Here is a 23,813-nt window from a genome sequence, read left to right on the forward strand (position 1 = left end):
GCCATGCCCTACCAGACCACCGTCGGCCGCCTGGTCTACCGCTTCGCCGACCTCAAGCCCCTGCTGGCCAAGGCCAGCCCGGCGCGCTCCGGCGACTACCTGGCCGGCCTCGCCGCCGCCACCTATGAAGAGCGCATGGCGGCCAAGCTGACCCTGGCCGAGGTGCCGCTCAAACGCTTTCTCGACGAGGCGCTGATCCCCTACGAAGCGGACGAAGTCACCCGGCTGATCCTCGACCGCCACGACTCCGCCGCCTTCGCCCCGATCAGCCACCTGAGCGTGGGCGACCTGCGCGACTGGCTGCTGCTGGAGCGCACCGACAGCGCGCGCCTGGCCGCCGTGGCGCCGGGGCTGACGCCGGAGATGGTCGCCGCGGTGAGCAAGCTGATGCGCAACCAGGACCTGATCCTGGTGGCGAAGAAATGCCAGGTGGTCACCCGCTTTCGCAACACCCTCGGCCTGCCCGGTCATCTGGCCGTGCGCCTGCAGCCCAACCACCCCACCGACGACGTGCGCGGCATCGCCGCCAGCCTGCTCGACGGCCTGCTCTACGGCGCCGGCGACGCCTGCGTGGGCATCAACCCGGCGAGCGATTCGCTGCCGACCCTGATGCGCCTGTGGCAGATGCTGGACGAGGTGCGCCAGCACTTCGACATCCCCATGCAGAGCTGCGTGCTGACCCACGTCACCACGCAGATCCAGGCCATCGAGGCCGGCGCGCCGGTGGACCTGGTGTTCCAGTCCATCGCCGGCAGCGAGGCGGCCAACGCCGGCTTCGGCGTGTCCCTGGCGATTCTGCGCGAGGCGCACGAAGCGGCGCTGTCGCTGGGTCGCGGCACGCTCGGCGACCACTGCATGTACTTCGAGACCGGCCAGGGCAGCGCGCTGTCGGCCGGCGGCCACCATGGCGTCGACCAGCAGACCTGCGAGGCCCGCGCCTACGCCGTGGCCCGCGAATTCCGCCCGCTGCTGGTCAACAGCGTGGTCGGCTTCATCGGCCCGGAATACCTCTACGACGGCAAGCAGATCGTCCGCGCCGGCCTGGAGGATCACTTCTGCGCCAAGCTGCTGGGTCTGCCGATGGGCTGCGACGTGTGCTACACCAACCACGCCGAGGCCGACCAGGACGATATGGACAACCTGCTGACCCTGCTCGGCGCGGCCGGGATCAACTTCATCATGGGCATTCCCGGCGCCGACGACATCATGCTCAACTACCAGAGCACCTCGTTCCACGATGCCCTGTACCTGCGCAAGGTGCTGGGCCTGAAACGCGCCCCCGAGTTCGACGCCTGGCTGGCGCGCATGGCCATCACCGAACCCGGCGGCCGCCTGCGCGAGATCGGCCGCGGCCATCACCTGCTCAAGCAACTGCCGCAGATTTCCGGAGCCGCCTGATGAACGAGTCCGAGCCGGCCCAGGCCGGCATAGAGCTGGCCCAGGCCGAGGTGAAGCTGGCCCAGGCCAAGGTAGAGCTGGCCCAGGCCAACCCCTGGGACGAGCTGCGCGCCCACACCTCGGCGCGTATCGCCCTCGGCCGCGTCGGCTGCAGCCTGCCCACCGCCGAGGTGCTCAGGTTCGGCCTGGCCCACGCCCAGGCGCGCGACGCCGTGCACCGCCCGCTAGACTTCGCCGAACTCAAGCAGCAGCTGCACGGCGCCGGGTTTCGTACGCTGAAGGTGCGCAGCAACGCCGAGGACCGCCAGAGCTACCTGCTGCGCCCGGATCACGGCCGCCACCTACACGACGACTGCCGCGTGCAGCTGCAGCACGAGCTGCCGGCGCCGGAGCTGGCCATTGTCCTGGCCGATGGCCTGTCGGCCATCGCCGTGCAGCGCCACGCCCTGCCGCTGCTGCTGGCCTTTCGCGAACGCTTCGCCACCGACTGGGCCAATACCCCGGTGGTGCTCGCCGAGCAGGGTCGCGTGGCCATCGGCGACGGCATCGGCGAGGCGCTGCGCGCGCGCCTGGTGATCGTCATGATCGGCGAACGCCCGGGACTGTCCTCGCCGGACAGCCTCGGCCTGTACCTGACCCACGCGCCGCGCATCGGCTGCCCGGACAGCGCGCGCAACTGCATCTCCAACGTGCGCCCCGAAGGCCTGCCCTACGCCCTGGCGGCGCACAAGCTCGACTACCTGACGCGCCAGGCGCTGCGCCTGCGACTGAGCGGGGTGCAGCTGAAGGACGACAGCACGCTGCAGGCACTGCCGCCCGCCTGACAAGGCGCCGGCGGCAGGTTAAGGTGGAGTTCCCGCCACTTCAGAGGAACTCACCATGCCCTGGTACGCCTGGCTTATCCTGGCCCTGGCCTTGGGCTCCATCCTCGGCAGCCTGCTGCTGTTGCGCGACACGGCGAAGAAGCTGCCGCTGAGCGAGGAGCAGCTCAAACGCATCCGCGAGCGCAACGCCGAGCAGGATGCCAAGGATGCGCGCGAGCGCTAGCCTGGCGCTGCTGGCCCTGCTCGCCGGCTGCGCCGGGCAGGCGCCGCCGACGACCGACGAGGACTGCTCCCTGGCCTTCGCCGCTTGGCAGAGCGCCAGCGCTGCCGCACGCGACAGCCGCTACCGCCTGATTGCGGGGTTTCCCGGCCTGCGCAGCGACCGCCTCGCCGCCGCATTGGGCGAGCAGGCGCACAGCGCCGAACAGCGCCGCCTGTGGCTGGCGCAGCTGGCCGCCAACGACCGCGACGCCCAGGCCGTGGAACAGGCGACGTTGGGCAGCGCGCCAAGCGCGGCACTGGAGACCTGCCGCCAGCGCCAGCAGGCCCGCCTGCTGACCGACGCCGCCGCCTTCGAGCGCCTGCGCCAGGCCGCCCGCGTCGCGGACGACTATCGCCCCTGGGCCAGGTGGCTCGGCCTCTATCCGCTGGCGGCGCCCGTCTATCGTCGCGCCATCGCCGCCTGGCAGGCCGAAAGCGCCGCCGCGCGCGCCCCCGCCGACGGCCCCCAGTGGCTGAACTACCAGCCGCCGGCCAGAACCGCGCCGCCAGTCGCAGCGCTGGCGCACGATGCCCTCGGCCTGCCGCAGCCCGACGCCGCGCAGCGCCAGGCGCTGTTCGCCCGCCACGCGCCGCAGCTGCTGATCGAGCAGCGCAGCCGCGCCGACCGCATCGGCAGCCCGGGATTCGCCGGCGACGGCCGACGCCGTTTCGCCGACATCGAGCCGCGGCTCTATCGCCAGCTCGGCTGGAGCCGGCTGAACGGCCGCTGGCACCTGCAGCTGATCTACCAGTTCTGGTTCGCCCAGCGCCCCGCGGCGCATCCTCTGGATCTCTACGCCGGCGAGCTGGACGGCCTGATCTGGCGCGTCACCCTCGACGAGCGTGGCGGCGCCCTGCTCTACGACAGCATCCACCCCTGCGGCTGCTGGCATGCCTTCTTCCTGCCGGCGGACTCGCCGCTGCGCTTGCGCCAGCCGGCACAAGCCGAGGCACGCAGTGCGCTACGCCTGGATATCGCCGGCGGCACGGCGCCGAGTCTGTGGCTGCGCGGCGGCGATCACCGCCTGCTGTGGGTCGACGGCCGACGCCCCGCGCGGCCATCGCAGACCTACGGCTTCGCCGCGCTGGACGAACTGCGCAGCCTGCCGCACCCGCAGGGCCGGCGCAGCCTCTACGACCGCCACGGCCTGGTGCCGGGCAGCGAGCGCCTGGAGCGCTGGCTGCTGTGGCCGTCCGGGGTGCGCTCGGCGGGCGCCATGCGCCAATGGGGGCGCCACGCCACGGCCTTTATCGGCCGTGCCCACTTCGACGATCCCGACCTGTTGCAGCAGTACTTCGGATTTACCGCCACAACCGCGGCCGAATAGACTGCGCCCCCCCCACCACAAGGAAGTGCCATGCCCCTGCATCTACGCCTGCTGCTGCCCGCCTTCGCCCTGGTCCTCGGTCATGCCCTGGGTTTTATCGAGCCTGTCGGTCTGCTGCTTGGCGCGCTGTTCGTCGGCCTCGTATTCGGCGGCGAACGCCTGCTGCCCAGCTGGCTGTGGCTGAGCGCGGTGCTGGTCGCCGGCATCGCCCTGGCCGCCCACCTGCTGCCGGGCTTCAGCCCCTGGCCCCTGTGGGAGCCGCGACGGATCAGCACGGACGCCGCGCCCTACGCCCTGCGCCTGTCCTGGGACAAGCTGCTGCTGGGCGCTACCTTGCTGGCCTGGTGGCTGGGCCAGCGCCGCGCGCCGACGCTCTCCCGGTCGCGCGCCGGCTGGGCCTGCCTCGCAACCCTGCTGGCGGTGCCCACGCTGGCCCTGGCGCTGGGAATGGCGGGCTGGCAGCCGAAATGGCCGGACGGCCTGCTGCTGTGGCTGGCGGTGAACCTGGGGGTGGCGGTACTGGCCGAGGAGCTGCTGTTTCGCGGCCTGCTGCAGCGCGCGCTGATCCAGCGTCTGGGCGCCTGGCCGGGGCTGCTGCTGACGGCCGCGCTATTCGGCGCCGCGCACCTGCCGTTCAGCCCGCTGTTCGCCCTGGTGGCGGGCATCGCCGGCCTGGGCTACGGCCTGGCCTTGCATTACAGCGGGCGCCTGAGCCTGGCCATCGCCTTGCACGGCGCGGTCAATCTGCTGCATATCCTGCTGCTGAGCTATCCGCTGCGGCTGGCATGACGGCGATGCGGTAGGGCGAGAAGATTCGCGCCAGCTCGCCCTTGGCGCGCAAGGCCTCGAGCAGCTCGGCGAAACGAGCGGCACTGAGCGGCGCGCCGGGGCGGATCAGCGCATGGTGGCGGTAGACCTGGTCGATGCGTTCGGAGATCAGCAACTGCCGCGCGTGCTCGCGGTTGCGCTTGATGAAGTCGTAGAGGTTGGAACGGGTCACCAGGGCGATATCGGCGCGGCCGCGCAGCACCATCAGCAGGTTGCTGTCGTGGGAATGGCCGAGGTTGGCGTTGAAGGTCTTGGTGAGAAACTCAGGGTCGCTGTTGAAGTCGGCGAAGCCGTAGTGATAGCCGCGGTACAGCGCCAGGCGCTTGCCCTGCAGCTGGTCGAAGTAGTCCTGGCCGCGTAGCTCCTCGTCGCGGGCGACGAACAGCTCGGCGTCTTCCAGGCCCATGTCCACCGCCTCGAAGTCGATGCCCTGCCAACCCCAACCGGGATTCTCGAAGATGGCCATGTCGATGCGCCCGCGCTGCAGGTCGCTGAAGCGGCGGACGATGGCGGTCGGCAGCATGACGAAGTGGTAGTCGCTCTGCTCGCGGTTGAGCGCCTCCAGCAACTGCGGCAGCAGCCCGCTGGACTCCTGCAGGTTGGACTTGACCACGTAGGGCGGGAAATGCGCGCCGCCGACGTGCACCACCTCGGCGGCGGCCAGCATGCCGGCGAACAGCAGACCGGTCGCAGCCAAGCCCAAGCCAATCCACTGCCGCAAGCGCCGCATATCGACTCCCCCAAAAATCCTTCTTCTAGTAAACGGCAGCCTACTCCAGTCGCGCCCCGAGCGACCAGAGGGTTTTCAGTCCGGCGCGGTTTTATCGCCGAGGGTCAGGTGGTAACGACGCAATAGCCTCATCAATTCGCCATCGGCCTGTAATCTTTCCAGCAGCTGCGCCATCTGCTGCGGCGTCAGCGGGCCGTCCGGGCGCAGCAGCACCTGGTGCCGGTAGACCTGGTCGAAGCGCTCGGACACCAGCAAGCCGGCCGCCGCCTCCGGATAGCGCTCCAGGTACAGCTGCAGATAGGAACGGGTGATCACCGCGACATCGGCACGCTGCCGTTGCAGCAGGCGCAGGTTGCTGTCGTGGGAATAGGTCAGCACCGCCTTGAAGGTGCGCCCAAGGTAGTCTTGGTCGGCGTTGTAGCCGGCGAAGCCATAGTGATAGCCACTGTACAGGGCCATGCGCTTGCCGGCGAAATCGGCGAAGTACTCCTGGCCGCGCCCCGGTGCAGCGGCGGCGACGTAGACCTCGGCATCCTCGATATCCAGCGGCAGGCCGAGATGGGGCGTGTCCTGCCAGCCCCACTGGCTGGACTCGAACAGGATCAGGTCGTAGCGCCCGTTTTCCAGATCGCGGTAACGCCGCGTGGCCGAGGTCGGCACCAGCACGAAGCGATACTCGTCCTGCAGGCGGTTCAGCGCCTGCAGCAGCTCCGGCACCAGGCCGCGCGGCTGCGGCGCCTCGGGTTTGAACAGATAGGGCGGGAAGTGATAGCCGCCGACGCGAACCTGCTGCGCGGCATCGGCAGCAAAGGTGTGCAGCAACAGGCAGGCAAACAGGCAAACAGCTAACGCACGCAAACTCGACCTCTCGTCACGGAACACAGAGCGGAAATCAGGCGAACGTCCCGTGTTCGAAGCCGACGCAGCGGCAGTTGCTCTAGAGCCTAGACCAGTTTTTTCATCCGTCCTTGCACACCAGCGACAAGGCCTCCTCGGCCAGTTGATCGAGGCTCATCGGCCCCTGCGGGCGGAACCAGGTGGTGGTCCAGCTCAGCGCGCCGGTGAGGAAACGTCGCTGGATAAAGGGATCGCCCTGGAAGTAACCGGCCTCGCGGGCTTCGCCCAGCACCTGCAGCCAGATCTGCTCGTAGGTATCGCGCAGCGCCAACACCTGCGCCTGGCCCTCGTCCGACAGCGAGCGCCACTCGTACACCAGCACCGCCATGGCCTCGCCGGTGCCGCCCATGATCGACTGCAGCTCGCAGCGGATCAGCGCCAGCAGGCGCTCGCGGGTGCCCTGCGCCTCGGCCAACGCGGCGCGCATCAAGGCGGTGTTGTAAAGGATGGTTTCCTCCATCACCGCCTTGAGGATCTCGTCCTTGCTCTTGAAGTGATGAAAGATGCTGCCCGACTGGATGCCCACCGCGCCGGCCAGGTCGCGCACCGTGGTGCGCTCGAAGCCCTTGCTGCGAAACAGGTGGGCGGCCATCTGCAGCAGCTTGCCCCGGGCGCTGTCCGGGTCGGTGACGTGGCCACCGCTGACCAGCTCCTGCATCACCGCCTGGGCCTTGTGTTCGTCCACGCTGACTTCTCCTGGTATTGGCTGCGCTGCGGCGGCCCGTTGCTTTCACGGATTCTGCAAGCCGCCGGCAAGTGCTTGTCTTACTTAATGAAATATATGCGATGAAATTTATGCCCCCGCGCCTGACCAAGCAAGCGCTTGGCCGCACTTTTGGCGGGAAAGCCCTCTTTTCCGACTTTTCAACCAAGCGCTTGCTTGGTAGTGTTGGTTTCAGCTTCCCAACCTGTGACGGGCCATCACCATGAGCAAAACCCTACGCATCGGCTGCGCCTCCGCCTTCTGGGGCGACACCTGCACCGCCGCCGCCCAGCTGGTGCGGGGGGCCGAGCTGGATTACCTGGTGTTCGACTACCTAGCCGAAGTGACTATGTCGATCATGGCCGGCGCCCGCATGAAGAAGCCGGACGAGGGCTACGCCCGCGACTTCGTCGAGGTGCTCGCGCCGCTGCTGGGCGAGATCGCGCAGAAGAAGATCCGCGTGATCAGCAACGCCGGCGGGGTCAACCCCACGGCTTGCGCCGCGGCCCTCGAGGCGGCGTGCGAGCAGGCCGGGGTGAAGCTGAAGATCGCCGTGCTGCATGGCGACAACCTGCAGCCCAAACTCGGCGAGCTGGTCAAGGCCGGCACCCGCGAGATGTTCAGCGGCGCGCCGCTGCCGCCCTTCTGCGTGTCGGTCAACGCCTACCTGGGTGCGCCGGGCATAGTCGCCGCGCTCGAACAAGGCGCCGACATCGTCATCACCGGCCGCGTGGTCGACAGCGCCGTGGTCAGCGCCGCCCTGGTGCACGAGTTCGGCTGGGCCTGGACCGATTACGACAAGCTGGCCCAGGCGGCGCTGGCCGGGCACATCATCGAATGCGGCGCGCAGTGCACCGGCGGTAACTTCACCGACTGGCGCGCGGTGCCGGACTACGAACACATCGGCTTCCCCATCGTCGAGGTGCAGGCCGATGGCCGTTTCGTCGTGACCAAGCCGGAGGGTTCCGGCGGCCTGGTCACGCCTTTTACCGTTGGCGAGCAGCTGCTCTACGAGATCGGCGACCCGCGCGCCTATCTGCTGCCGGACGTGGTCTGCGATTTCACCGCCGTCGAGCTGAGCCAGGTTGGCGACAACCGCGTCGAGCTCAAGGGTGCGCGCGGCCTACCGCCGACCGCGCAGTACAAGGTCAGCGCCACCCACCCGGACGGCTTCCGCTGCACCGCCAGCTGCCTGCTCGCCGGCATCGACGCGGTGGCCAAGGCCGAGCGGGTCAGCCAGGCGATCATCGCCAAGACCGCGGCGCTGTTCGCCGAGCGCGGCTGGGGCGCCTATCAGGAAGTCAGCATCGAGCTGCTCGGCAGCGAGGCCACCTACGGCCCGCACGGTCGGCGCCGGGATTGCCGCGAGGTGGTGGTGAAGATCGCCGTGCGCCACGCCAAGAAGGAGGCCCTGGTGCTGTTCTCCCGCGAGATCGCCCAGGCCGCCACCGGCATGGCGCCGGGGCTGACCGGCATAGTCGGCGGCCGCCCCACCGTGTACCCGGTGATCCGCCTGTTCAGCTTCCTGGTGGACAAGAGCGCCTGCGAGCTGGCAGTGGAGATAGACGGCCAGCGCCAACCGGTCGCCCTGCCCCAGGTCGATGCCTTCGACCCCGAGCGACTGCACGCGCCGGCCGCCCTGCCCGTACCGATGGGTGAAGCCGACGCCTCCGTGCCACTGATCCGCCTCGCCGTGGCCCGCTCCGGCGACAAGGGCAACCACAGCAATATCGGCGTGATGGCCAGAAAGCCCGAGTACCTGGCGTGGATCGCCGCTGCGCTGACCCCCGAAGCCGTGGCGCAATGGATGGGCCATGTCATGGACCCGCAAGCCAGCAAGGTCAGCCGCTGGCACCTGCCGGGCAGCCACAGCCTCAACTTCCTGCTGGAAAATGCCCTGGGCGGCGGCGGCGTGGCCAGCCTGCGTATCGACCCGCAGGGCAAGGCCTTCGCCCAGCAGCTGCTGGAATTCCCGGTACCGGTGCCGCGCGCACTGGCCGACAGCCTATAACAAGGACAACCAGAACGATGAGCTACGACTCCGTCTTCAAACCTGGCCTTTTTGCAGGCCAGACCATCCTCGTCACCGGCGGCGGCAGCGGTATCGGTCGCTGCGTGGCCCACGAGCTGGCCCATCTCGGCGCCCACGTGGTGCTGGTCGGACGCAAGCAGGAAAAACTGGAGAAGACCTGCGCCGAGATCATCGAAGACGGCGGCAGCGCCAGCTTCCAGGTCTGCGACATCCGCGACGAAGAGGCGGTCAAGGCCATGGTCGGCGCGGTGCTCGCGCAGCGCGGACGCATCCATCACCTGGTCAACAACGCCGGCGGCCAGTTCCCCGCGCCGTTGATCGGCATCAACCAGAAAGGCTTCGAGACCGTGGTGCGCACCAACCTGGTGGGCGGTTTCCTGGTGGCCAAGGAAGTCTTCCTGCAAAGCCTGAGCAAGCACGGCGGCGCCATCGTCAACATGCTCGCCGACATGTGGGGCGGCATGCCCGGCATGGGCCATTCGGGGGCGGCGCGGGCGGGTATGGAGAACTTCACCAAGACCGCCGCCTACGAGTGGGGCCACGCCGGCGTGCGGGTCAACGCCGTGGCGCCGGGCTGGATCGCCTCCAGCGGTATGGACACCTACCCCGAGTCGATGAAGAACATGATCCGCAACCTAAAGGATCACGTGCCGCTGCAGCGCATCGGCAGCGAGTCCGAGGTGGCCGCCGCTATCGTCTTCCTGCTCAGCCCCGGCGCCAACTTCATCAGCGGCAACACCATCCGCATCGACGGTGCGGCCAGCCAGGGCACCCGTGCCTGGACGCTGGGCAAGGCGAGAAACAGCGAGCCCTACAACGGTTTCCACCGGGCCTACCTGCCCGATGTACTGAAAGATCAGGAGTAAGGCGATGCCCGTGATCCAATCGGAAATCGACGTGCATGGCGAAGCCTTCGCGCAGAACCGCGCGGCCATGCTGGCGGCCATCGCGGCCTTTCGCGACGTCGAGCAGAAGGTGCTCGACAAGGCGCAGGAGGCCAAGGCCAAGTTCGACAAGCGCGGCCAGTTGCTGCCGCGCGAACGCCTCAACCTGCTGCTCGATGCTGGCGCGCCCTTTCTCGAACTGGCCTCGCTGGCCGGCTACAAGCTGCACGACGACAAGGACGGCAGCCAGGCCGGCGGTGGCCTGATCGCCGGCATCGGCTACATCGCCGGCGTGCGCTGCCTGGTGATCGCCAACAACAGCGCGATCAAGGGCGGCACCATCTCCCCCACGGGCCTGAAAAAATCCCTGCGCCTGCAGCAGATCGCCTTCGAGAACAAGCTGCCGGTGGTGACCCTGGCCGAGAGCGGCGGCGCCAACCTCAACTACGCCGCCGACATCTTCGTCGAGGGCGCACGTGGCTTCGCCAACCAGGCGCGCATGTCCGCCATGGGCCTGCCGCAGATCACCGTGGTGCACGGCTCCAGCACCGCCGGCGGGGCCTACCAGCCCGGCCTGTCGGACTACGTGGTGGTGGTGCGCGGCAAAGCCAAGATGTTCCTTGCAGGCCCGCCATTGCTCAAGGCCGCCACCGGCGAGATCGCCACCGACGAGCAACTCGGTGGCGCCGAGATGCACGCCCAGGTCGCCGGCACCGCCGAGTACCTGGCCGAGAACGACGCCGATGGCGTGCGCCTGGCGCGCGAGATAGTCGGCATGCTGCCGTGGAACCAGCAGCTGCCGGCACGTGAGAAACGCACCTGGCGCGAGCCGCTGTACCCGGCCGAGGAACTGCTCGGCCTGGTGCCGGCCGATGCCAAGAAACCCTACGACGTACGCGAGATCATCGCGCGCATCGCCGACGGCTCTGAGTTCCTCGACTTCAAGAACGAGTTCGACAGCCAGACCGTCTGCGGCCACCTGCAGATCGAAGGCCAGGCCTGCGGCTTCATCGGCAACAACGGCCCGATCACCCCGCAAGGCGCGGCCAAGGCGGCGCAGTTCATCCAGCTGTGCGAGCAGAGCAACACGCCGATCCTGTTCTTCCACAACACCACCGGCTTTATGGTCGGCACAGAGTCCGAGCAGAACGGCGTGATCAAGCACGGCTCGAAGATGATCCAGGCCGTGGCCAACGCCACCGTGCCAAAGCTCACCATCGTCGTCGGTGGCTCCTACGGCGCAGGCAACTACGCCATGTGCGGCCGTGGCCTCGACCCACGCTTCATCTTCGCCTGGCCCAACAGCAAGACCGCCGTTATGGGCGGTGCCCAGGCCGGCAAGGTGCTGCGCATCGTCACCGAGGAAAAGCACGCCAAGGAAGGCAAGGAAGCCGATCCGAAAATGCTCGATATGCTGGAACAGATGACCGCACAGAAGCTCGACAGCCAGTCCACCGCGCTGTACGGCACCGCCAGCCTGTGGGACGACGGCCTGATCGACCCGCGCGATACGCGCAAGCTGCTGGGCTTCTTGCTGGACATCTGCGCCGAAGCCAATCTGCGGCCCCTGAAATCCAATCGTTTCGGCGTCGCCCGTTTCTGACCCTCATCATCGGAGCACAACAACAATGATCTTCACCCAGGAACACGAAGAACTCCGCCGCACCGTCCGTAACTTCGTCGACAAGGAAATCAATCCGCACGTCGACGCCTGGGAGAAGGAAGGCCGCTTCCCCATCCACGACATCTTCAAGAAGGCCGGCGAGCTGGGCCTGCTGGGCATCTCCAAGCCGGAGAAATTCGGCGGCATGGGCCTGGACTACAGCTACTCGATAGTCGCCGCCGAGGAGTTCGGCACCATCCATTGCGGCGGCATCCCCATGTCCATCGGCGTGCAGACCGACATGTGCACCCCGGCCCTGGCGCGCTTCGGCTCAGACGAGCTGCGCGAAGAGTTCCTGCGCCCGGCCATCACCGGCGAGATGGTCGGCTGCATCGGCGTCTCCGAAGTCGGCGCCGGCTCCGACGTGGCGGGCCTGAAGACCACCGCGCGCAAGGACGGCGACGACTACCTGATCAACGGCAGCAAGATGTGGATCACCAACTCTCCGAGTGCCGACTTTATCTGCCTGCTGGCCAACACCTCGGACGACAAGCCGCACGTCAACAAATCGCTGATCATGGTGCCGATGAAGACCCCGGGCATCAGCGTCAGCCCGCACCTGGACAAGCTCGGCATGCGCAGCTCGGAGACCGCCCAGGTGTTCTTCGACAACGTGCGCGTGCCGCAGCGCTACCGCATAGGGGCCGAAGGCGCCGGCTTTATGATGCAGATGCTGCAGTTCCAGGAAGAGCGCCTGTTCGGCGCGGCCAACATGATCAAGGGCCTGGAGCACTGCGTCGACAGCACCATCGACTACTGCAAGCAGCGCCACACCTTTGGCCAACCGCTGATCGACAACCAGGTCATCCACTTCCGCATGGCCGAGCTGCAGACCGAGATCGAGTGCCTGCGCGCACTGGTCTACCAGGCCACCGAACAGTACGTGAAGGGCCGCGACGTGACCAAGCTGGCGTCCATGGCCAAGCTCAAGGCCGGCCGCCTGGGCCGCGAGGTGTCCGACGCCTGCCTGCAGTACTGGGGCGGCATGGGCTTCATGTGGGACAACCCGGTGTCGCGCGCCTACCGCGACGTGCGCCTGGTCAGCATCGGCGGTGGCGCCGACGAAATCATGCTCGGCATCATCTGCAAGCTGATGGGCATCCTGCCCGGCAAGAAAAAGGGCTGAGGAGGCGACCATGGCCGAACTGCCGAATTGCCAGACCCTGCTGCTGGAGCAGGTCGAGGGCGTGCTCTACGTCACCCTCAACCGCCCGGACAGCCGCAACGCCATGAGCCTGGCCATGGTCGGCGAACTACGCGCCACCCTGGAGGCCGTGCGCCACGACGCCGGCGTGCGCGCCCTCGTGCTGCGCGGTGCCGATGGCCACTTCTGCGCCGGCGGCGATATCAAGGACATGGCCGGCGCCAGAGCCCGCGGCGGCGACGCCTACCGCGAGCTGAACCGCGCCTTCGGTGCGCTGCTGGAAGAGGCCCAGGCCGCTCCGCAGGTACTGGTGGCGGTGCTGGAAGGCGCCGTGCTCGGCGGTGGTTTCGGCCTGGCCTGCGTGTCCGACGTGGCCATCGCGGCGAGCGGCGCCAAGTTCGGCCTGCCGGAAACCACCCTCGGCATCCTCCCGGCGCAGATCGCCCCCTTCGTGGTGCGGCGCATCGGCCTGACCCAGGCGCGCCGCCTGGCCCTGACCGCCGCCCGCTTCGACGGCGCCGAGGCGTTGCGCCTGGGCCTGGTGCACTACTGCGAGCACGATGACGCCGCCCTGCAGCAGCGCCTGGACGAGACCCTGGCGCAGATCCGCCAGTGCGCGCCCCAGGCCAACGCCCAGACCAAGGCTCTGCTGCTGGCCAGCGAGCGCGAGGCCCTCGGCCCGCTGCTCGATCGCGGCGCCGAACAGTTCGCCGCGGCCGTCACCGGCGCCGAGGGCGTCGAAGGCACCCTGGCCTTCGTGCAGAAACGCAAGCCCAGATGGGCAGAGTGAAACCCTAGGGTGGATGTCGCTTTTTACATCCACCAATTCAGGTCACCAAACGGTGGATCGATAAAGCGCGATCCACCCTACGCAAGAACAGCGCAGCCCGGCAGCAATCCGGGGATCGCCCCACAGGAGCACGCAGATGCCCGCATTCAACAAGATCCTGATCGCCAACCGTGGCGAGATCGCCTGCCGGGTGATGCGCACTGCCATCGAACTCGGCTACCGCACCGTGGCGGTGTACTCCGAGGCCGATAGCGATGCCCGCCATGTGCAGATCGCCGACGAAGCCGTGTGCATCGGCCCGGCTCAGGTCAGCCAGTCCTACCTGCGCATCGACGCCATCATCGAGGCCGCGCGCAAGACCGGTGCCGACGCCATTCACCCCGGCTACGGCTTTCTCTCCGAGAACGCCGAATTCGCCCGCGCTTGTGAAGAAGCTGGAATCGTCTTTATCGGCCCGACCGTGGAAGCCATTCACCTGATGGGCAGCAAGCGCCTGTCCAAGATCGCCATGCTGGAGGCCGGCGTACCCTGCATTCCCGGCTACGAAGGCGCCGCCCAGGACGACGACACCCTGGCCCGCGAAGCCGAGCGCATCGGCTACCCGCTGATGATCAAGGCCAGCGCCGGCGGCGGCGGTCGTGGCATGCGCCTGGTACAGGAAGCCGCCGAACTGCTGGGGCAGATCCGCACCGCTCGCTCGGAGGCGCAGAACGCCTTCGGCTCCGGCGAGCTGATCCTCGAGCGCGCGGTGATCCGCCCGCGCCATGTGGAGATCCAGGTCTTCGGCGACCAGCATGGCAATATCCTCTACCTCGGCGAGCGCGACTGCTCGGTGCAGCGTCGCCACCAGAAGGTGGTCGAGGAAGCGCCCTGCCCGGTGATGACGCCCGAGCTGCGCCGCGCCATGGGCGAGGCGGCGGTGAAGGCGGCGGCATCGGTCAACTACGTCGGCGCCGGCACCGTGGAGTTCCTGCTCGACGCCAGCGGCGAGTTCTTCTTCCTGGAAATGAACACCCGCCTGCAGGTGGAACACCCGGTCACCGAGCTGATCACCGGCCAGGACCTGGTGGCCTGGCAGATTCGCGTGGCCAAGGGCCAGCCCCTGCCGCTGCAGCAGGACGAGATTCGCCTCACCGGCCATGCCATGGAAGTACGCCTGTACGCCGAGGATTCGGCCGCCGGCTTCCTGCCGCAAACCGGCCAGGTGCTGCGCTGGGAGCCGGAATTGCTGAGCGGCGTGCGCATCGACCACGGCCTGGTCGAAGGCCAGGCCGTCACCCCCTTTTACGACCCGATGCTGGCCAAGGTCATCGCCTACGGCGAAACCCGCGACGAAGCGCGGCGCAAGCTGCTGCGCGCCGTGGAAAACTGCGTGCTGCTGGGGGTGAACGGCAACCAGCGCTTTCTCGCCAACCTGCTCAAGCACCCGGAGTTCGCCGCCGGCAACGCCACCACCGCCTTTATCGCCGAACATTTCGCAGGCGATCCCAGCCTGCAGCCGCACACCGCCAGCCTGGCCGTGCTGGCCGTGGCCGCCGCCCTGCTCTACCAGGCCTCAGCCGACGCCCGCGCGCACCAGCCCGGCCTCGCCGGCTGGCGCAGCGCCGGCAGCGTACCCTGGCGCTTCGTCCTCAAGCAGGGCGAACACAAGCACGCCGTGGAACTGGACGTGATCGCCAGCGGCCCGCAGGCGCAGCTGCGCGTGCGTCGGGGCGAGGAGCAGCTGTCTCTGCGCCTGCTGGCCAGCGACGGCCGCTGGCTGACCCTGGAACTGGACGGCGTGCGCCGCCGCCAGGCCTATCACAGCGAAGGCGAGCGTCTGTGGCTGTACGGTGAACACGGCAACCTGGAGCTACAGGACGTCACCCACGAGCCGGCCGGTGGACAGAACGCCGCCAGCAGCGGCGCGGTGAAGGCACCGATGGATGGCGCCATCGTCGACGTACTGATCGCCGAGGGCGCCAGCGTGAGCAAGGGACAACTGTTGGTTGTGCTGGAAGCGATGAAGATGGAACACCCACTCAAGGCCGGCGTCGACGGCATCGTCCGCCGCGTCGGCGTGAGCCAGGGCGACCAGGTCAAGAACCGCCAGTTGCTGGTGGAGATCGAAGCGGCAGAAGTCTGATGCAGGGTGGGTGGCGCTTCATCCATCCACCCTACGACTAGAACAACAAGAGGAACGCCCATGTCACTTTCCGGCAAGACCCTGTTTATCACCGGCGCCAGCCGCGGCATCGGCCGCGAGATCGCACTCAAGGCTGCCGCCGACGGCGCCAACATCGTCATCGCGGCCAAGAGCGCCGAGCCGCACCCGAAGCTGGCAGGCACCATCCATAGCGTCGCCGCCGAGGTCGAGGCCGCCGGCGGCCAGGCCCTGGCCCTGCAACTGGACGTACGCGACGAACAGGCCGTGGCCGCCGCCATGGCCCGTGCCGCCGAGCATTTCGGCGGCATCGACGCGCTGGTCAACAACGCCGGGGCGATCAAGCTGGTGGGCGTGGAACGGCTGGAACCCAAGCGCTTCGACCTGATGTACCAGATCAATACCCGCGCGGTGATGGTGTGCAGCCAGGCAGCGCTGCCCTATCTGAAAAAGAGCCCCGGCGGGCATATCCTCAACCTGTCGCCACCGCTCAACCTCGACGCCAAGTGGTTCGCCCAGCACGGCCCCTACACCGTCACCAAGTACGGCATGAGCATGCTCACCCTAGGCATGAACGAGGAATTCAAGAAATACGGCATCAGCGTCAACTCGCTGTGGCCCAAGACCATGATCGCCACCGCCGCCATCGAGTTCGAACTGGGCAGCCGCGACGCCTTCAAGCGCGCGCGCAGCCCGGCCATCATGGCCGATGCGGCCCACGCCATCCTGAGTAGCGAGGGCCGCAGCATCAGCGGGCGCCTGCTGATCGACGAGGACATCCTGCGTGAACGAGGCGTCACCGACTTCGAGCAGTACCGTTTCGATCCCGCTGGCGGCAGCCTGGTACCCGACCTGTTCGTTGATTGAACGCCCCACTGGGTGCATCGCCGCTACTCTGCTCCCCCTCTCCCATTCCTGGGAGAAGGGCTGTGGGAAAGGGAACGTCGTTTCGGTTTCGTAGCCCGGATGAAATCCGGGAAGAATGCGCCAGCCACCCCCGGATTTCATCCGGGCTACGGACAGCCGACTTGCTCACCGAAAGCCTCGGCTATTTGCCGATCTGCCCGCCGCTGGACGCACCAGAGCCATGGCTGGTGCGCGCCAGGCTGACTAGAGTCAGAACTCGCCTCCAATTCATAACAGTTCAAGTGCGAGCCCCATGAGCCAAGCCGATCTGATTTCGCCCTTTCGCTTCCTCGCCCACCTGCCGCAGCACCTGCCGCGCGTGCCGCGCATGCTGCGCGGCCTGTACTACGCCGGCATCCGCAACCGCGAGAAGAAGCTGTCGCTGGCCTGGGCGCTGCAGCGCGCCGCGCAGCTGCATCCCGAGCGTCCGGCGCTGCTGGACGAGCAACGCCGGCTCAGCTACCGCCAGTTCAACGCCTGGGCCAATCGCCTGGCCTGGGCCTTCAAGGCCGAGGGCGTGGGTCACGGCAGCGTGGTTGCGGTGATGCTGGAGAACCGCCTGGAGCTGCTGGCTATCCTCGCCGCCCTGAGCAAGCTCGGCGCGGTCGGCGCGCTGGTCAACACCACCCAGCGCGGCAAGGTGCTGGCCCATAGCCTGAACCTGGTCAAGCCGGGCTTTCTGGTGGTCGGCGCCGAGCTGCAGGCGGCCTTCGCCGAGGTCGCCGGGCAGCTCGATAACCCCGATGCGCCGCGCTACTGGGTGGCCGACCAGGATTGCCTGGAGGACGCCGGGCAGGCGCCGGACGGCTGGCGCAACCCAATGCAGCTGGCACGCGGCCAGGCCGAAGGCAACCCGCCGGACAGCGCCCTGGTGCGGATGAAGGATCCCTGCTTTCTGATCTACACCTCTGGCACCACCGGCCTGCCCAAGGCCTCGATCATGAGCCACGGCAAGTGGATCAAGGCCTACGGCGGCTTCGGCCACTCCGGCCTGACGCTCAGTGAGCGCGACGTGCTCTACCTCACCCTGCCCTGTTACCACAACAACGCCGTCACCGTGTGCTGGAGCGCGGCCCTGGCCGGCGGCGCGGCCATCGCCCTGCGCCGCAAGTTCTCCGCCAGTGCCTTCTGGAGCGACGTGGCGCGTTACCAGGCTACCTGCTTCGGCTATATCGGCGAGCTGTGCCGCTACCTGCTCAATCAGCCGGAAACCGACATCGAAAAGAACAACAGCCTGCGCTGCATGATCGGTAACGGCCTGCGCCCGTCGATCTGGGCCGAATTCAAGCAGCGCTTCAGCGTCGAGCAGATCACCGAGTTCTACGCCTCCAGCGAGGGCAATATCGGCTTCACCAACGTCTTTAACTTCGACAACACCGTCGGCTATACCCCGGCCACCTACGCCATCGTCCGCTACGACCTGGAGAATGATCGGCCGCTGCGCGGCAAGAAGGGCTTTCTGCAGAAGGCCGACAAAGGCGAAGCGGGTCTGCTGATCAGCGAGATCAGTGCCAAGTGGCCGTTCGACGGCTACACCGACCCGGCCAAGAGCGAGGCGGCGATCCTGCGCGACGTGTTCAAGAAGGGCGACGCCTGGTTCAACACCGGCGACCTGATGCGCGACATCGGCTGCAAGCACGCGCAGTTCGTCGACCGCCTCGGCGACACCTTCCGCTGGAAGGGCGAGAACGTCTCCACCACCGAGGTGGAAAACGTGCTCGGCGCCTTCGCCGGGGTGGAGGACGCGGTGGTCTACGGTGTGGAGATTCCCGGTACCAATGGCCGCTGCGGCATGGCCGCGCTGCGCCTGGCGCCTGGCTTTGAGCTGGACGGCGCCGCACTGGCCGCGCACCTGGATCGCGAACTGCCGGCCTACGCCGCGCCGCTGTTCGTGCGCCTGCTCGGCGAGGTGGAGACCACCGGCACTTTCAAGTACAAGAAGACCGACCTCAAGCAGGCCGGCTACGACCCGAGCCGGGTCGATGGGCCGCTCTACGTGCGCCTGCCCGGCACGGCGAGCTTCCAGCCGCTGGATGACGCGCTGCATGCGGCCATCGCGCGCCAGGCTTATCGCTTCTGAACGTTCGAACGCCTGGAAGCGCTAGGGGGCGCCGCGCACCGGCCGCGCTACTGCTTGAACTCGAACTGCAACTCGGCGCCTTCGATGGACTCCCAGTAGTCGTCCACCCGCTCGTTGCTGATCAGCCGACCGCTGAGCTGGAAGGGGCTGACAGTCTCGGGTTTGTCGCCGAACAGGGGAGGCAGCAGTGGCGAGAGCTCCTCGCGGGTTTCGCTCTCCAACGCTTGCTCGAACAGCTCCTGCGGCACGCTCAGATCCAGCGCCGGTTTCGGCTCGAGTTCGGGCTTGAGCTGCGGCGCGGCGGCCGGCTTGGGCTTGGCAACGGCCTGAGGTTTGCCAGGCGCGGCTGGTTTGACTTCGGCGGCTTCGGCCGGCGACGCCGGCTCGACGGGCTCAGGCTTGGCAACCTCGGTTGCAGGCGCCTCGACCGGCGCGGCAAGCGGCGCCGGAACAGGCTCGGGCTGCTGCGCCACGGGCTCCGCTGTACGCTCGCAGGCGCTCAGCCAAGCCAGGCACAGCAGCAACGGAAGGGACTTACGCATCATGGGACAAGGGTAACTCGGTCGACGATGCGCTCATGCTCCCCTGCCCGTGCCTGGCTGGCAAGCCGGCTTACACGACTTTTACCTCGCCCTTCATTCCTGAAGCGGCTCGGCAGCCAGATGGCTCAGCTCGGCTTCGATATCCAGTTGCGGATAATCGGCCTGCAACTGCTCCAGCAAACGCTTTGCCTCGGCCTGCTTGCCCGTACGCCGCAGCTCCAGCAGACGCAGCAAGGCCTCGCGCGGCTCGCTCTGGCTCACCAACTCGGCCATGGGCGCTATGGCCGCGGTGCTGGCCATCGGCGCGTCGGCCATCGCGGCAGGTGGCGCCAAGCGTGCCATGACCTCGGCCTTCATCCGTTCCTGAGGAGCGGCCATGCGCGCCACCGACTCGCCCTCGGCAGCACGCTTGGCCGCCATCGGCGCGGAGGCTGGCGCAGCTGGGCTCATGGCCACGCCGGGCGGCACGGCATCGAATGCCTCCGGAGTCTGCTCCAGGGTGCGCCAGGTCAGGCTGACGCCGATGCCGACGCAGGCCAGCCCGGCTACCGCCACCGACCAGCGCTGCCGGCCGCTACCGAACAGCCACTGGTGCAAACGCTGCGGCCAGCCAGCCTTGTCGCTGACGGCTTCGGCCTGCTTCGCCTCACGGGCGGCCGCGCTTGCCGCCGCCAGGATGCGTGCGTCCAGCTCGGCCGAGGGTTCGCCTTCGCCATGGGCACGAAAATGCGCCAGCAGCGCCTGTTCGTGGTCCAGTGTTTCTCGATCGTGGGTCATGCGGACAACTCCTCGGTAGCCAGCAGCCGGCGTAGTTTCTGCAGGGCGTAGCGCAGGCGGCTCTTGACCGTCTCGGCCGGCGTGCGGGTCAGCTCGGCGATCTCGCTCAGCTCCAGGTCGCCATGGGCGCGCAGCAGGAACACCTCGCGCTGGTCGGCCGGCAGGTCCGCCAGCGCGGCCTGCAGGCGCTGGCTGTCGCGGCTCAGGCCGAGCTGCTGCTCCGGGCCCGGCTGCGGGTCCGCCTGGGCGTGCTGGCCTTCATCGTACGCGTCGTGGCCGGCCTGGTGCCTGCCAGTCTTGCGCCAGTGGTCGATCAGCCGGTTGCGGGCGATCTGGTACAGCCAGGTCTTGAACAACACCGCCTCGCGCTGTTCGCTCTGGCTGCGCACCAGGCTCATCCAGGTTTCCTGGAACACCTCCTCGGCCAGGGCGTGGTCGCCGCACAGGCCGAGCAGAAAGCGGAACAGACCCAGCCGATGGCGCTGGTACAGCGCATTGAAGGCCGCGGCGTCGCCGCGGCGGTAACGCCGCAACAGGGCGGCGTCGTCATCCGTGAGAGGTGCGTTCACTGCTGAACTCGTACTGGAGTGGAGCCGGAAGTGTGCAGGCTCTGGGCGATTTCGGCCAGCTGGATGAACTCGCCGCGCAGGCCGAAACGGTCCTCGCCCTTGCCCGAGCGGGCCAGCGCGATGCTCTGCGCCAGATCGAAGTCGCCGGTGTAACGGCCGTCCTTGAGCTGCTGGGCGAAGGCGGCCACGGCCGCGGCGAAACGCAGATCCTCGCTGGCGGCCGCAACCGGTTTCGCCTCGTCGCGCGCAATGGGTCGTTCCAGCAGGCGACTGCTCGCTTCCCCCGGCGCCTTGTAGCGAATCCGCAGCCAGGCCAGCTCGCCCCGTTGCCCGGTAGCCTGGCTGGCGGTCTGGTAGCGCAGCGGCTCCAGCCAGCCCTTGCCGCCGGCCGGCACGATCTCGTAGAGCGCGGTGACGGTATGCCCGGCGCCGATCTCGCCGGCATCGACCTTGTCGTTGCTGAAATCCTCGCGTTTGAGCGCACGGTTCTCGTAGCCCAGCAGGCGGTATTCGCTGACCTCGGCCGGGTTGAACTCCAGCTGCAGCTTGACGTCGCTGGCCACAGTGGCGAGGGTCGAACCGAGCTGGTCGACCAGCACCTTGCGCGCCTCGCGCAGGTTGTCGATATAGGCGTAGTTGCCGTTGCCGGCGTCGGCCAGCTGCTCCATCAGGCGCTCGTTGTAGTTGTCCACGCCAAAGCCCAGGGTGGTCAGCGACACGCCGCTCTTGCGCTTGTCCGCGGCCAGTTGCTTGAGGCTGTCGAAGTCGCTGATGCCGACGTTGAAGTCGCCGTCGGTGGCCAGCAGGATGCGGTTGATGCCGCCGTCGATCAGGTGCTTGCTCGCCTGCCGATAGGCCAGTTGAATGCCCGACTCGCCGGCGGTGGAGCCGCCCGCGGTCAGCTGGTCGATGGCCGCGCGAATGGCCGCCTTGTCGGCGCCGGACGTGGACTCCAGGACCACCTGACTGGCGCCGGCATAGGTGACCAGCGACACGCGATCCTGCGGGCGCAGCTGCTCGACCAGCAGCTTGAGCGTGCCCTGCACCAGCGGCAGGCCTTCGCGGCGCTGCATCGAGCCGGAGACATCGACGAGAAACACCAGGTTGGCCGGCGGCAGCTCATCCACGCTGCGATCCGACGCCTTGATGGCGATACGCAGCAGGCGCGTGTCGGGATTCCAGGGCGTGACCGCCAGTTCGGTGCCGACGCCGAAGGGCGCGTCGCCCCGCGGCAACGGGTAGGCGTAGGGGAAGTAGTTGACCAGCTCTTCCAGACGCACGGCGTCTTTCGGCGGCAGTTGCCCGCCATTGAGGAAACGCCGCACGTTGGCATAGCTGCCGGTGTCCACGTCGATGCTGAAGGTCGACACCGGCGTCTCCGCCACGGCGAATACCGGGTTGTCCGCGTAGGTCTGGTACTGCTCGCGCGCCACGTCGCGGTAGACCGGCGGCAAGGTATCGAGCATGGGGCTGGAGGCAGGGGCGACATGGTTGGGCAGCAGGCGCTCGCGCTTGCGCGTCAGCTCGGCACGCGCCTCGGCGGCGACTGGCGCCGCCAGGCTGTCGTGCAGCGTGGCGGCCGGCGCGGCGGGCTTGCCCTGCGCCTCGGCTTCGGGGCCCGAGACGCTGCAGGCGACCAGGGCGAGCAACACACCGGCGGCGAAACCGGCGGCGAGCGGACGAACGAGCAGTACGGAATAAGCGGACATGGTGCAGCTCCTGAGCAATGGCATGGAACCTTCGCTCAGGTAGACGCAGCCCCTGCCCGATTCGGGTTAAACCGCTATGCCGCCCGCCCGCTCCAGCGACAAGCCGCCGCTCACCTCCTGGCACAGCTGGCTGGCCAGCATGCCCAGGGTCATCAGCGCGCGCTCGGCCTCGCGGTTCCACGGGATGCCGCAGTTCAGCCGCACGCAATGGTTGAACTGCTCGGTGTTGCTGAAGATCAGCCCGGGGGCGATGGAAATGCCCTGCTGCAGCGCGCGCACGTGCAGGTCCTTGGTATTGACCCGAACCGGCAGGCTGACCCAGAGGATGAAGCCGCCCTTGGGCCGGGTCATCTGCGTACCGTCGGGGAAATACTGCTGCACCGCCAGCTGGAAGGCGCTGAGGTTCTTGCGGTACTCCTGGCGGATGAAACGCAGGTGGCGGTCGTAGCCGCCGTTCTCCAGGTAGGCGGCCACCGCCATCTGCGTCACGCTGCACGCCGAGTGGGTGGTGAAGGTCTGCAGGCGCTGGATCTCGTCCTGGTATTTGCCGGCGACTATCCAGCCGATGCGCACGCCGGGCGACAGGGTCTTGGAGAAGCTCGAGCAGTAGATCACCCGGCTGTCGCGATCGTGCGACTTGAGCGCCTTGGTCGGCCCTTGCTCGAACATCAGCTCGCCGTAGATATCGTCCTCGATGATCTGGATGTCGTAGTCGCCGGCCAGGCGCAGCAACTGACGCTGGCGTTCCTCGGGAACGGTGCCGCCAAGCGGGTTGGACAGCCGCGCGGTGAGCACCAGCGCCTTGATCGGCCACTGGTTGGCCGCCAGCTGCAGGGCCTCCAGGCTGATGCCGGTGGTCGGGTCACTGGGAATCTCGATCACCTTGAGACCGAGCAGATCGGCCAGCTGCAGCAGGCCGTAGTAGGTCGGCGACTCGGCGGCGATCAGGTCGCCCGGCTGGGTCAGCACGCGCAGGCTCATCTGCAGGGCGTCGACGCAGCCATGGGTGATCACCACCTCGGACGGGTCGACCACCACCCCGGCGTCGCGCATGCGGATCGCCACCTGTCGGCGCAGCGGCTCGAAGCCGGGGCTGAACATGTAGCTGAAGGCGCGCGGGCTGTGGAAACGGGTGACCTTGGCCAGTTGCTGGTGCAGCGCGCGCACCGGCAGGTAGTCGACGTGCGGCACCGCGGCGCCCAGCGGGAACACCCCCTCGCGGCGCGACTCGGTAAGCACCTGGTTGATGATGCTGCTGCGGGTGACCAGGCCGGGGCGCTCGACCCGCGCGATATCCGGGGTCGGCGCGGTCAGCGCCGGCGTCTGGTGCACGTAGAAGCCGGACTGCGGCCGCGCGCGGATCAGCCCCTGGTCTTCCAGATTGGCGTAGGCCTGCAGCACGGTGGCATGGCTGACGTTGAGCTGCGCGCTCATCTTGCGCACCGAGGGCACCCGCTCGCCCGGCTGGTAGACGCCCCGACGAATGTCCTCGGCCAACTGCTGGGCGATGCGCTGGTAGAGCAACAGATTGGTCATGGCCGTCTCCTTCGGGTCACTGAACCATAACAGTAGCCGATTTACCCGAAAGTGTACTGGTACAGTTCA

General features: G+C 67.9%; 21 protein-coding genes. 13 read left to right on the forward strand and 8 right to left on the reverse strand.

All coding sequences use genetic code 11. From position 1 onward, the window contains the following. Positions 1–3 precede the first annotated feature (3 nt). The 5 genes from ACW9UL_RS14185 to ACW9UL_RS14205 are packed head-to-tail and all read left to right on the forward strand — an operon-like array spanning position 4 to position 4,600. Complete coding sequence (locus ACW9UL_RS14185) at positions 4–1,398, forward strand: ethanolamine ammonia-lyase subunit EutB (RefSeq protein ID WP_457787396.1); 1,395 nt, start codon at positions 4–6, stop codon at positions 1,396–1,398. Further along, positions 1,398–2,222, forward strand: a complete 825-nt coding sequence (gene eutC, locus ACW9UL_RS14190; RefSeq protein ID WP_457787397.1) for an ethanolamine ammonia-lyase subunit EutC — start codon at positions 1,398–1,400, stop codon at positions 2,220–2,222. The genes ACW9UL_RS14185 and eutC overlap by 1 nt, the downstream gene beginning before the upstream one ends. A 55-nt stretch (positions 2,223–2,277) precedes the next feature. After that, complete coding sequence (locus tag ACW9UL_RS14195) at positions 2,278–2,445, forward strand: DUF2897 family protein (RefSeq protein ID WP_021444814.1); 168 nt, start codon at positions 2,278–2,280, stop codon at positions 2,443–2,445. Beyond that, entirely contained in the window at positions 2,429–3,811 is a 1,383-nt protein-coding gene (locus ACW9UL_RS14200; protein WP_457787398.1) for a hypothetical protein, read from the forward strand. Before ACW9UL_RS14195 ends, ACW9UL_RS14200 begins: the two co-directional genes overlap by 17 nt. Before the next feature lie 30 nt (positions 3,812–3,841). Beyond that, positions 3,842–4,600 carry a CPBP family intramembrane glutamic endopeptidase gene (locus tag ACW9UL_RS14205; protein WP_457787399.1) on the forward strand — a complete coding sequence of 253 codons (759 nt, stop codon included), beginning with the start codon at positions 3,842–3,844 and terminating at the stop codon, positions 4,598–4,600. On the opposite strand, the gene ACW9UL_RS14210 is transcribed toward ACW9UL_RS14205, so the two are convergent. From ACW9UL_RS14210 to ACW9UL_RS14220, 3 genes are all read right to left on the reverse strand, one after another. Continuing rightward, entirely contained in the window at positions 4,551–5,306 is a 756-nt protein-coding gene (locus tag ACW9UL_RS14210; RefSeq protein ID WP_256217983.1) for a substrate-binding periplasmic protein, read from the reverse strand. The two genes, ACW9UL_RS14205 and ACW9UL_RS14210, sit on opposite strands and share 50 nt — an antisense overlap. Before the next feature lie 138 nt (positions 5,307–5,444). Continuing rightward, complete coding sequence (locus ACW9UL_RS14215) at positions 5,445–6,227, reverse strand: substrate-binding periplasmic protein (RefSeq protein WP_397496805.1); 783 nt, start codon at positions 6,225–6,227, stop codon at positions 5,445–5,447. A 100-nt stretch (positions 6,228–6,327) separates the two neighbouring features. Continuing rightward, positions 6,328–6,951: a TetR/AcrR family transcriptional regulator gene (locus ACW9UL_RS14220; protein ID WP_397496806.1), complete on the reverse strand. Its 624-nt coding sequence runs from the start codon at positions 6,949–6,951 to the stop codon at positions 6,328–6,330. Between the two features lie 241 nt (positions 6,952–7,192). Between ACW9UL_RS14220 and ACW9UL_RS14225 the strand changes: the two genes are divergently transcribed. The 8 genes from ACW9UL_RS14225 to ACW9UL_RS14260 all read left to right on the forward strand — a co-directional run bounded on the left by ACW9UL_RS14225 (position 7,193) and on the right by ACW9UL_RS14260 (position 18,611). Beyond that, positions 7,193–8,980: an acyclic terpene utilization AtuA family protein gene (locus ACW9UL_RS14225; protein WP_457787400.1), complete on the forward strand. Its 1,788-nt coding sequence runs from the start codon at positions 7,193–7,195 to the stop codon at positions 8,978–8,980. A 17-nt stretch (positions 8,981–8,997) separates the two neighbouring features. Beyond that, positions 8,998–9,867, forward strand: a complete 870-nt coding sequence (locus ACW9UL_RS14230) for an SDR family oxidoreductase (protein WP_457787401.1) — start codon at positions 8,998–9,000, stop codon at positions 9,865–9,867. A gap of 4 nt (positions 9,868–9,871) precedes the next feature. Beyond that, on the forward strand, positions 9,872–11,488 hold the full coding sequence (gene atuC / locus ACW9UL_RS14235) for a geranyl-CoA carboxylase subunit beta (RefSeq protein ID WP_457787402.1): 1,617 nt from the start codon (positions 9,872–9,874) through the stop codon (positions 11,486–11,488). Between the two features lie 25 nt (positions 11,489–11,513). Further along, a complete protein-coding gene (gene atuD / locus ACW9UL_RS14240) occupies positions 11,514–12,674 on the forward strand; it encodes a citronellyl-CoA dehydrogenase (protein WP_457787403.1) in 1,161 nt (386 codons plus the stop codon). Between the two features lie 10 nt (positions 12,675–12,684). After that, positions 12,685–13,482: an isohexenylglutaconyl-CoA hydratase gene (gene atuE / locus ACW9UL_RS14245; RefSeq protein WP_457787404.1), complete on the forward strand. Its 798-nt coding sequence runs from the start codon at positions 12,685–12,687 to the stop codon at positions 13,480–13,482. Positions 13,483–13,618: 136 nt separating this feature from the next. Further along, on the forward strand, positions 13,619–15,607 hold the full coding sequence (locus ACW9UL_RS14250; RefSeq protein ID WP_457787405.1) for an acetyl/propionyl/methylcrotonyl-CoA carboxylase subunit alpha: 1,989 nt from the start codon (positions 13,619–13,621) through the stop codon (positions 15,605–15,607). 60 nt (positions 15,608–15,667) lie between these two features. Further along, the gene (locus ACW9UL_RS14255; protein WP_457787406.1) at positions 15,668–16,492 is read left to right on the forward strand and encodes an SDR family oxidoreductase; all 825 of its coding nucleotides are present in this window, start codon (positions 15,668–15,670) and stop codon (positions 16,490–16,492) included. A 292-nt stretch (positions 16,493–16,784) separates the two neighbouring features. Next, positions 16,785–18,611, forward strand: coding sequence for a long-chain-acyl-CoA synthetase (locus ACW9UL_RS14260; protein WP_457787407.1), 1,827 nt, complete (start codon positions 16,785–16,787; stop codon positions 18,609–18,611). Between the two features lie 47 nt (positions 18,612–18,658). On the opposite strand, the gene ACW9UL_RS14265 is transcribed toward ACW9UL_RS14260, so the two are convergent. From ACW9UL_RS14265 to ACW9UL_RS14285, 5 genes are all read right to left on the reverse strand, one after another. Next, positions 18,659–19,153 carry a hypothetical protein gene (locus tag ACW9UL_RS14265; protein ID WP_457787408.1) on the reverse strand — a complete coding sequence of 165 codons (495 nt, stop codon included), beginning with the start codon at positions 19,151–19,153 and terminating at the stop codon, positions 18,659–18,661. A 93-nt stretch (positions 19,154–19,246) separates the two neighbouring features. Further along, entirely contained in the window at positions 19,247–19,930 is a 684-nt protein-coding gene (locus tag ACW9UL_RS14270) for a hypothetical protein (RefSeq protein ID WP_457787409.1), read from the reverse strand. Beyond that, positions 19,927–20,499: an RNA polymerase sigma factor gene (locus ACW9UL_RS14275; protein ID WP_457787410.1), complete on the reverse strand. Its 573-nt coding sequence runs from the start codon at positions 20,497–20,499 to the stop codon at positions 19,927–19,929. The genes ACW9UL_RS14270 and ACW9UL_RS14275 overlap by 4 nt, the downstream gene beginning before the upstream one ends. After that, positions 20,496–22,208, reverse strand: coding sequence for a vWA domain-containing protein (locus ACW9UL_RS14280; RefSeq protein ID WP_457787411.1), 1,713 nt, complete (start codon positions 22,206–22,208; stop codon positions 20,496–20,498). Before ACW9UL_RS14280 ends, ACW9UL_RS14275 begins: the two co-directional genes overlap by 4 nt. 66 nt (positions 22,209–22,274) lie before the next feature. Continuing rightward, a complete protein-coding gene (locus tag ACW9UL_RS14285; RefSeq protein ID WP_122107136.1) occupies positions 22,275–23,744 on the reverse strand; it encodes an aminotransferase-like domain-containing protein in 1,470 nt (489 codons plus the stop codon). Positions 23,745–23,813: the final 69 nt, after the last annotated feature.

The sequence above is a fragment of the Pseudomonas sp. PL-6 genome (assembly GCF_054110165.1).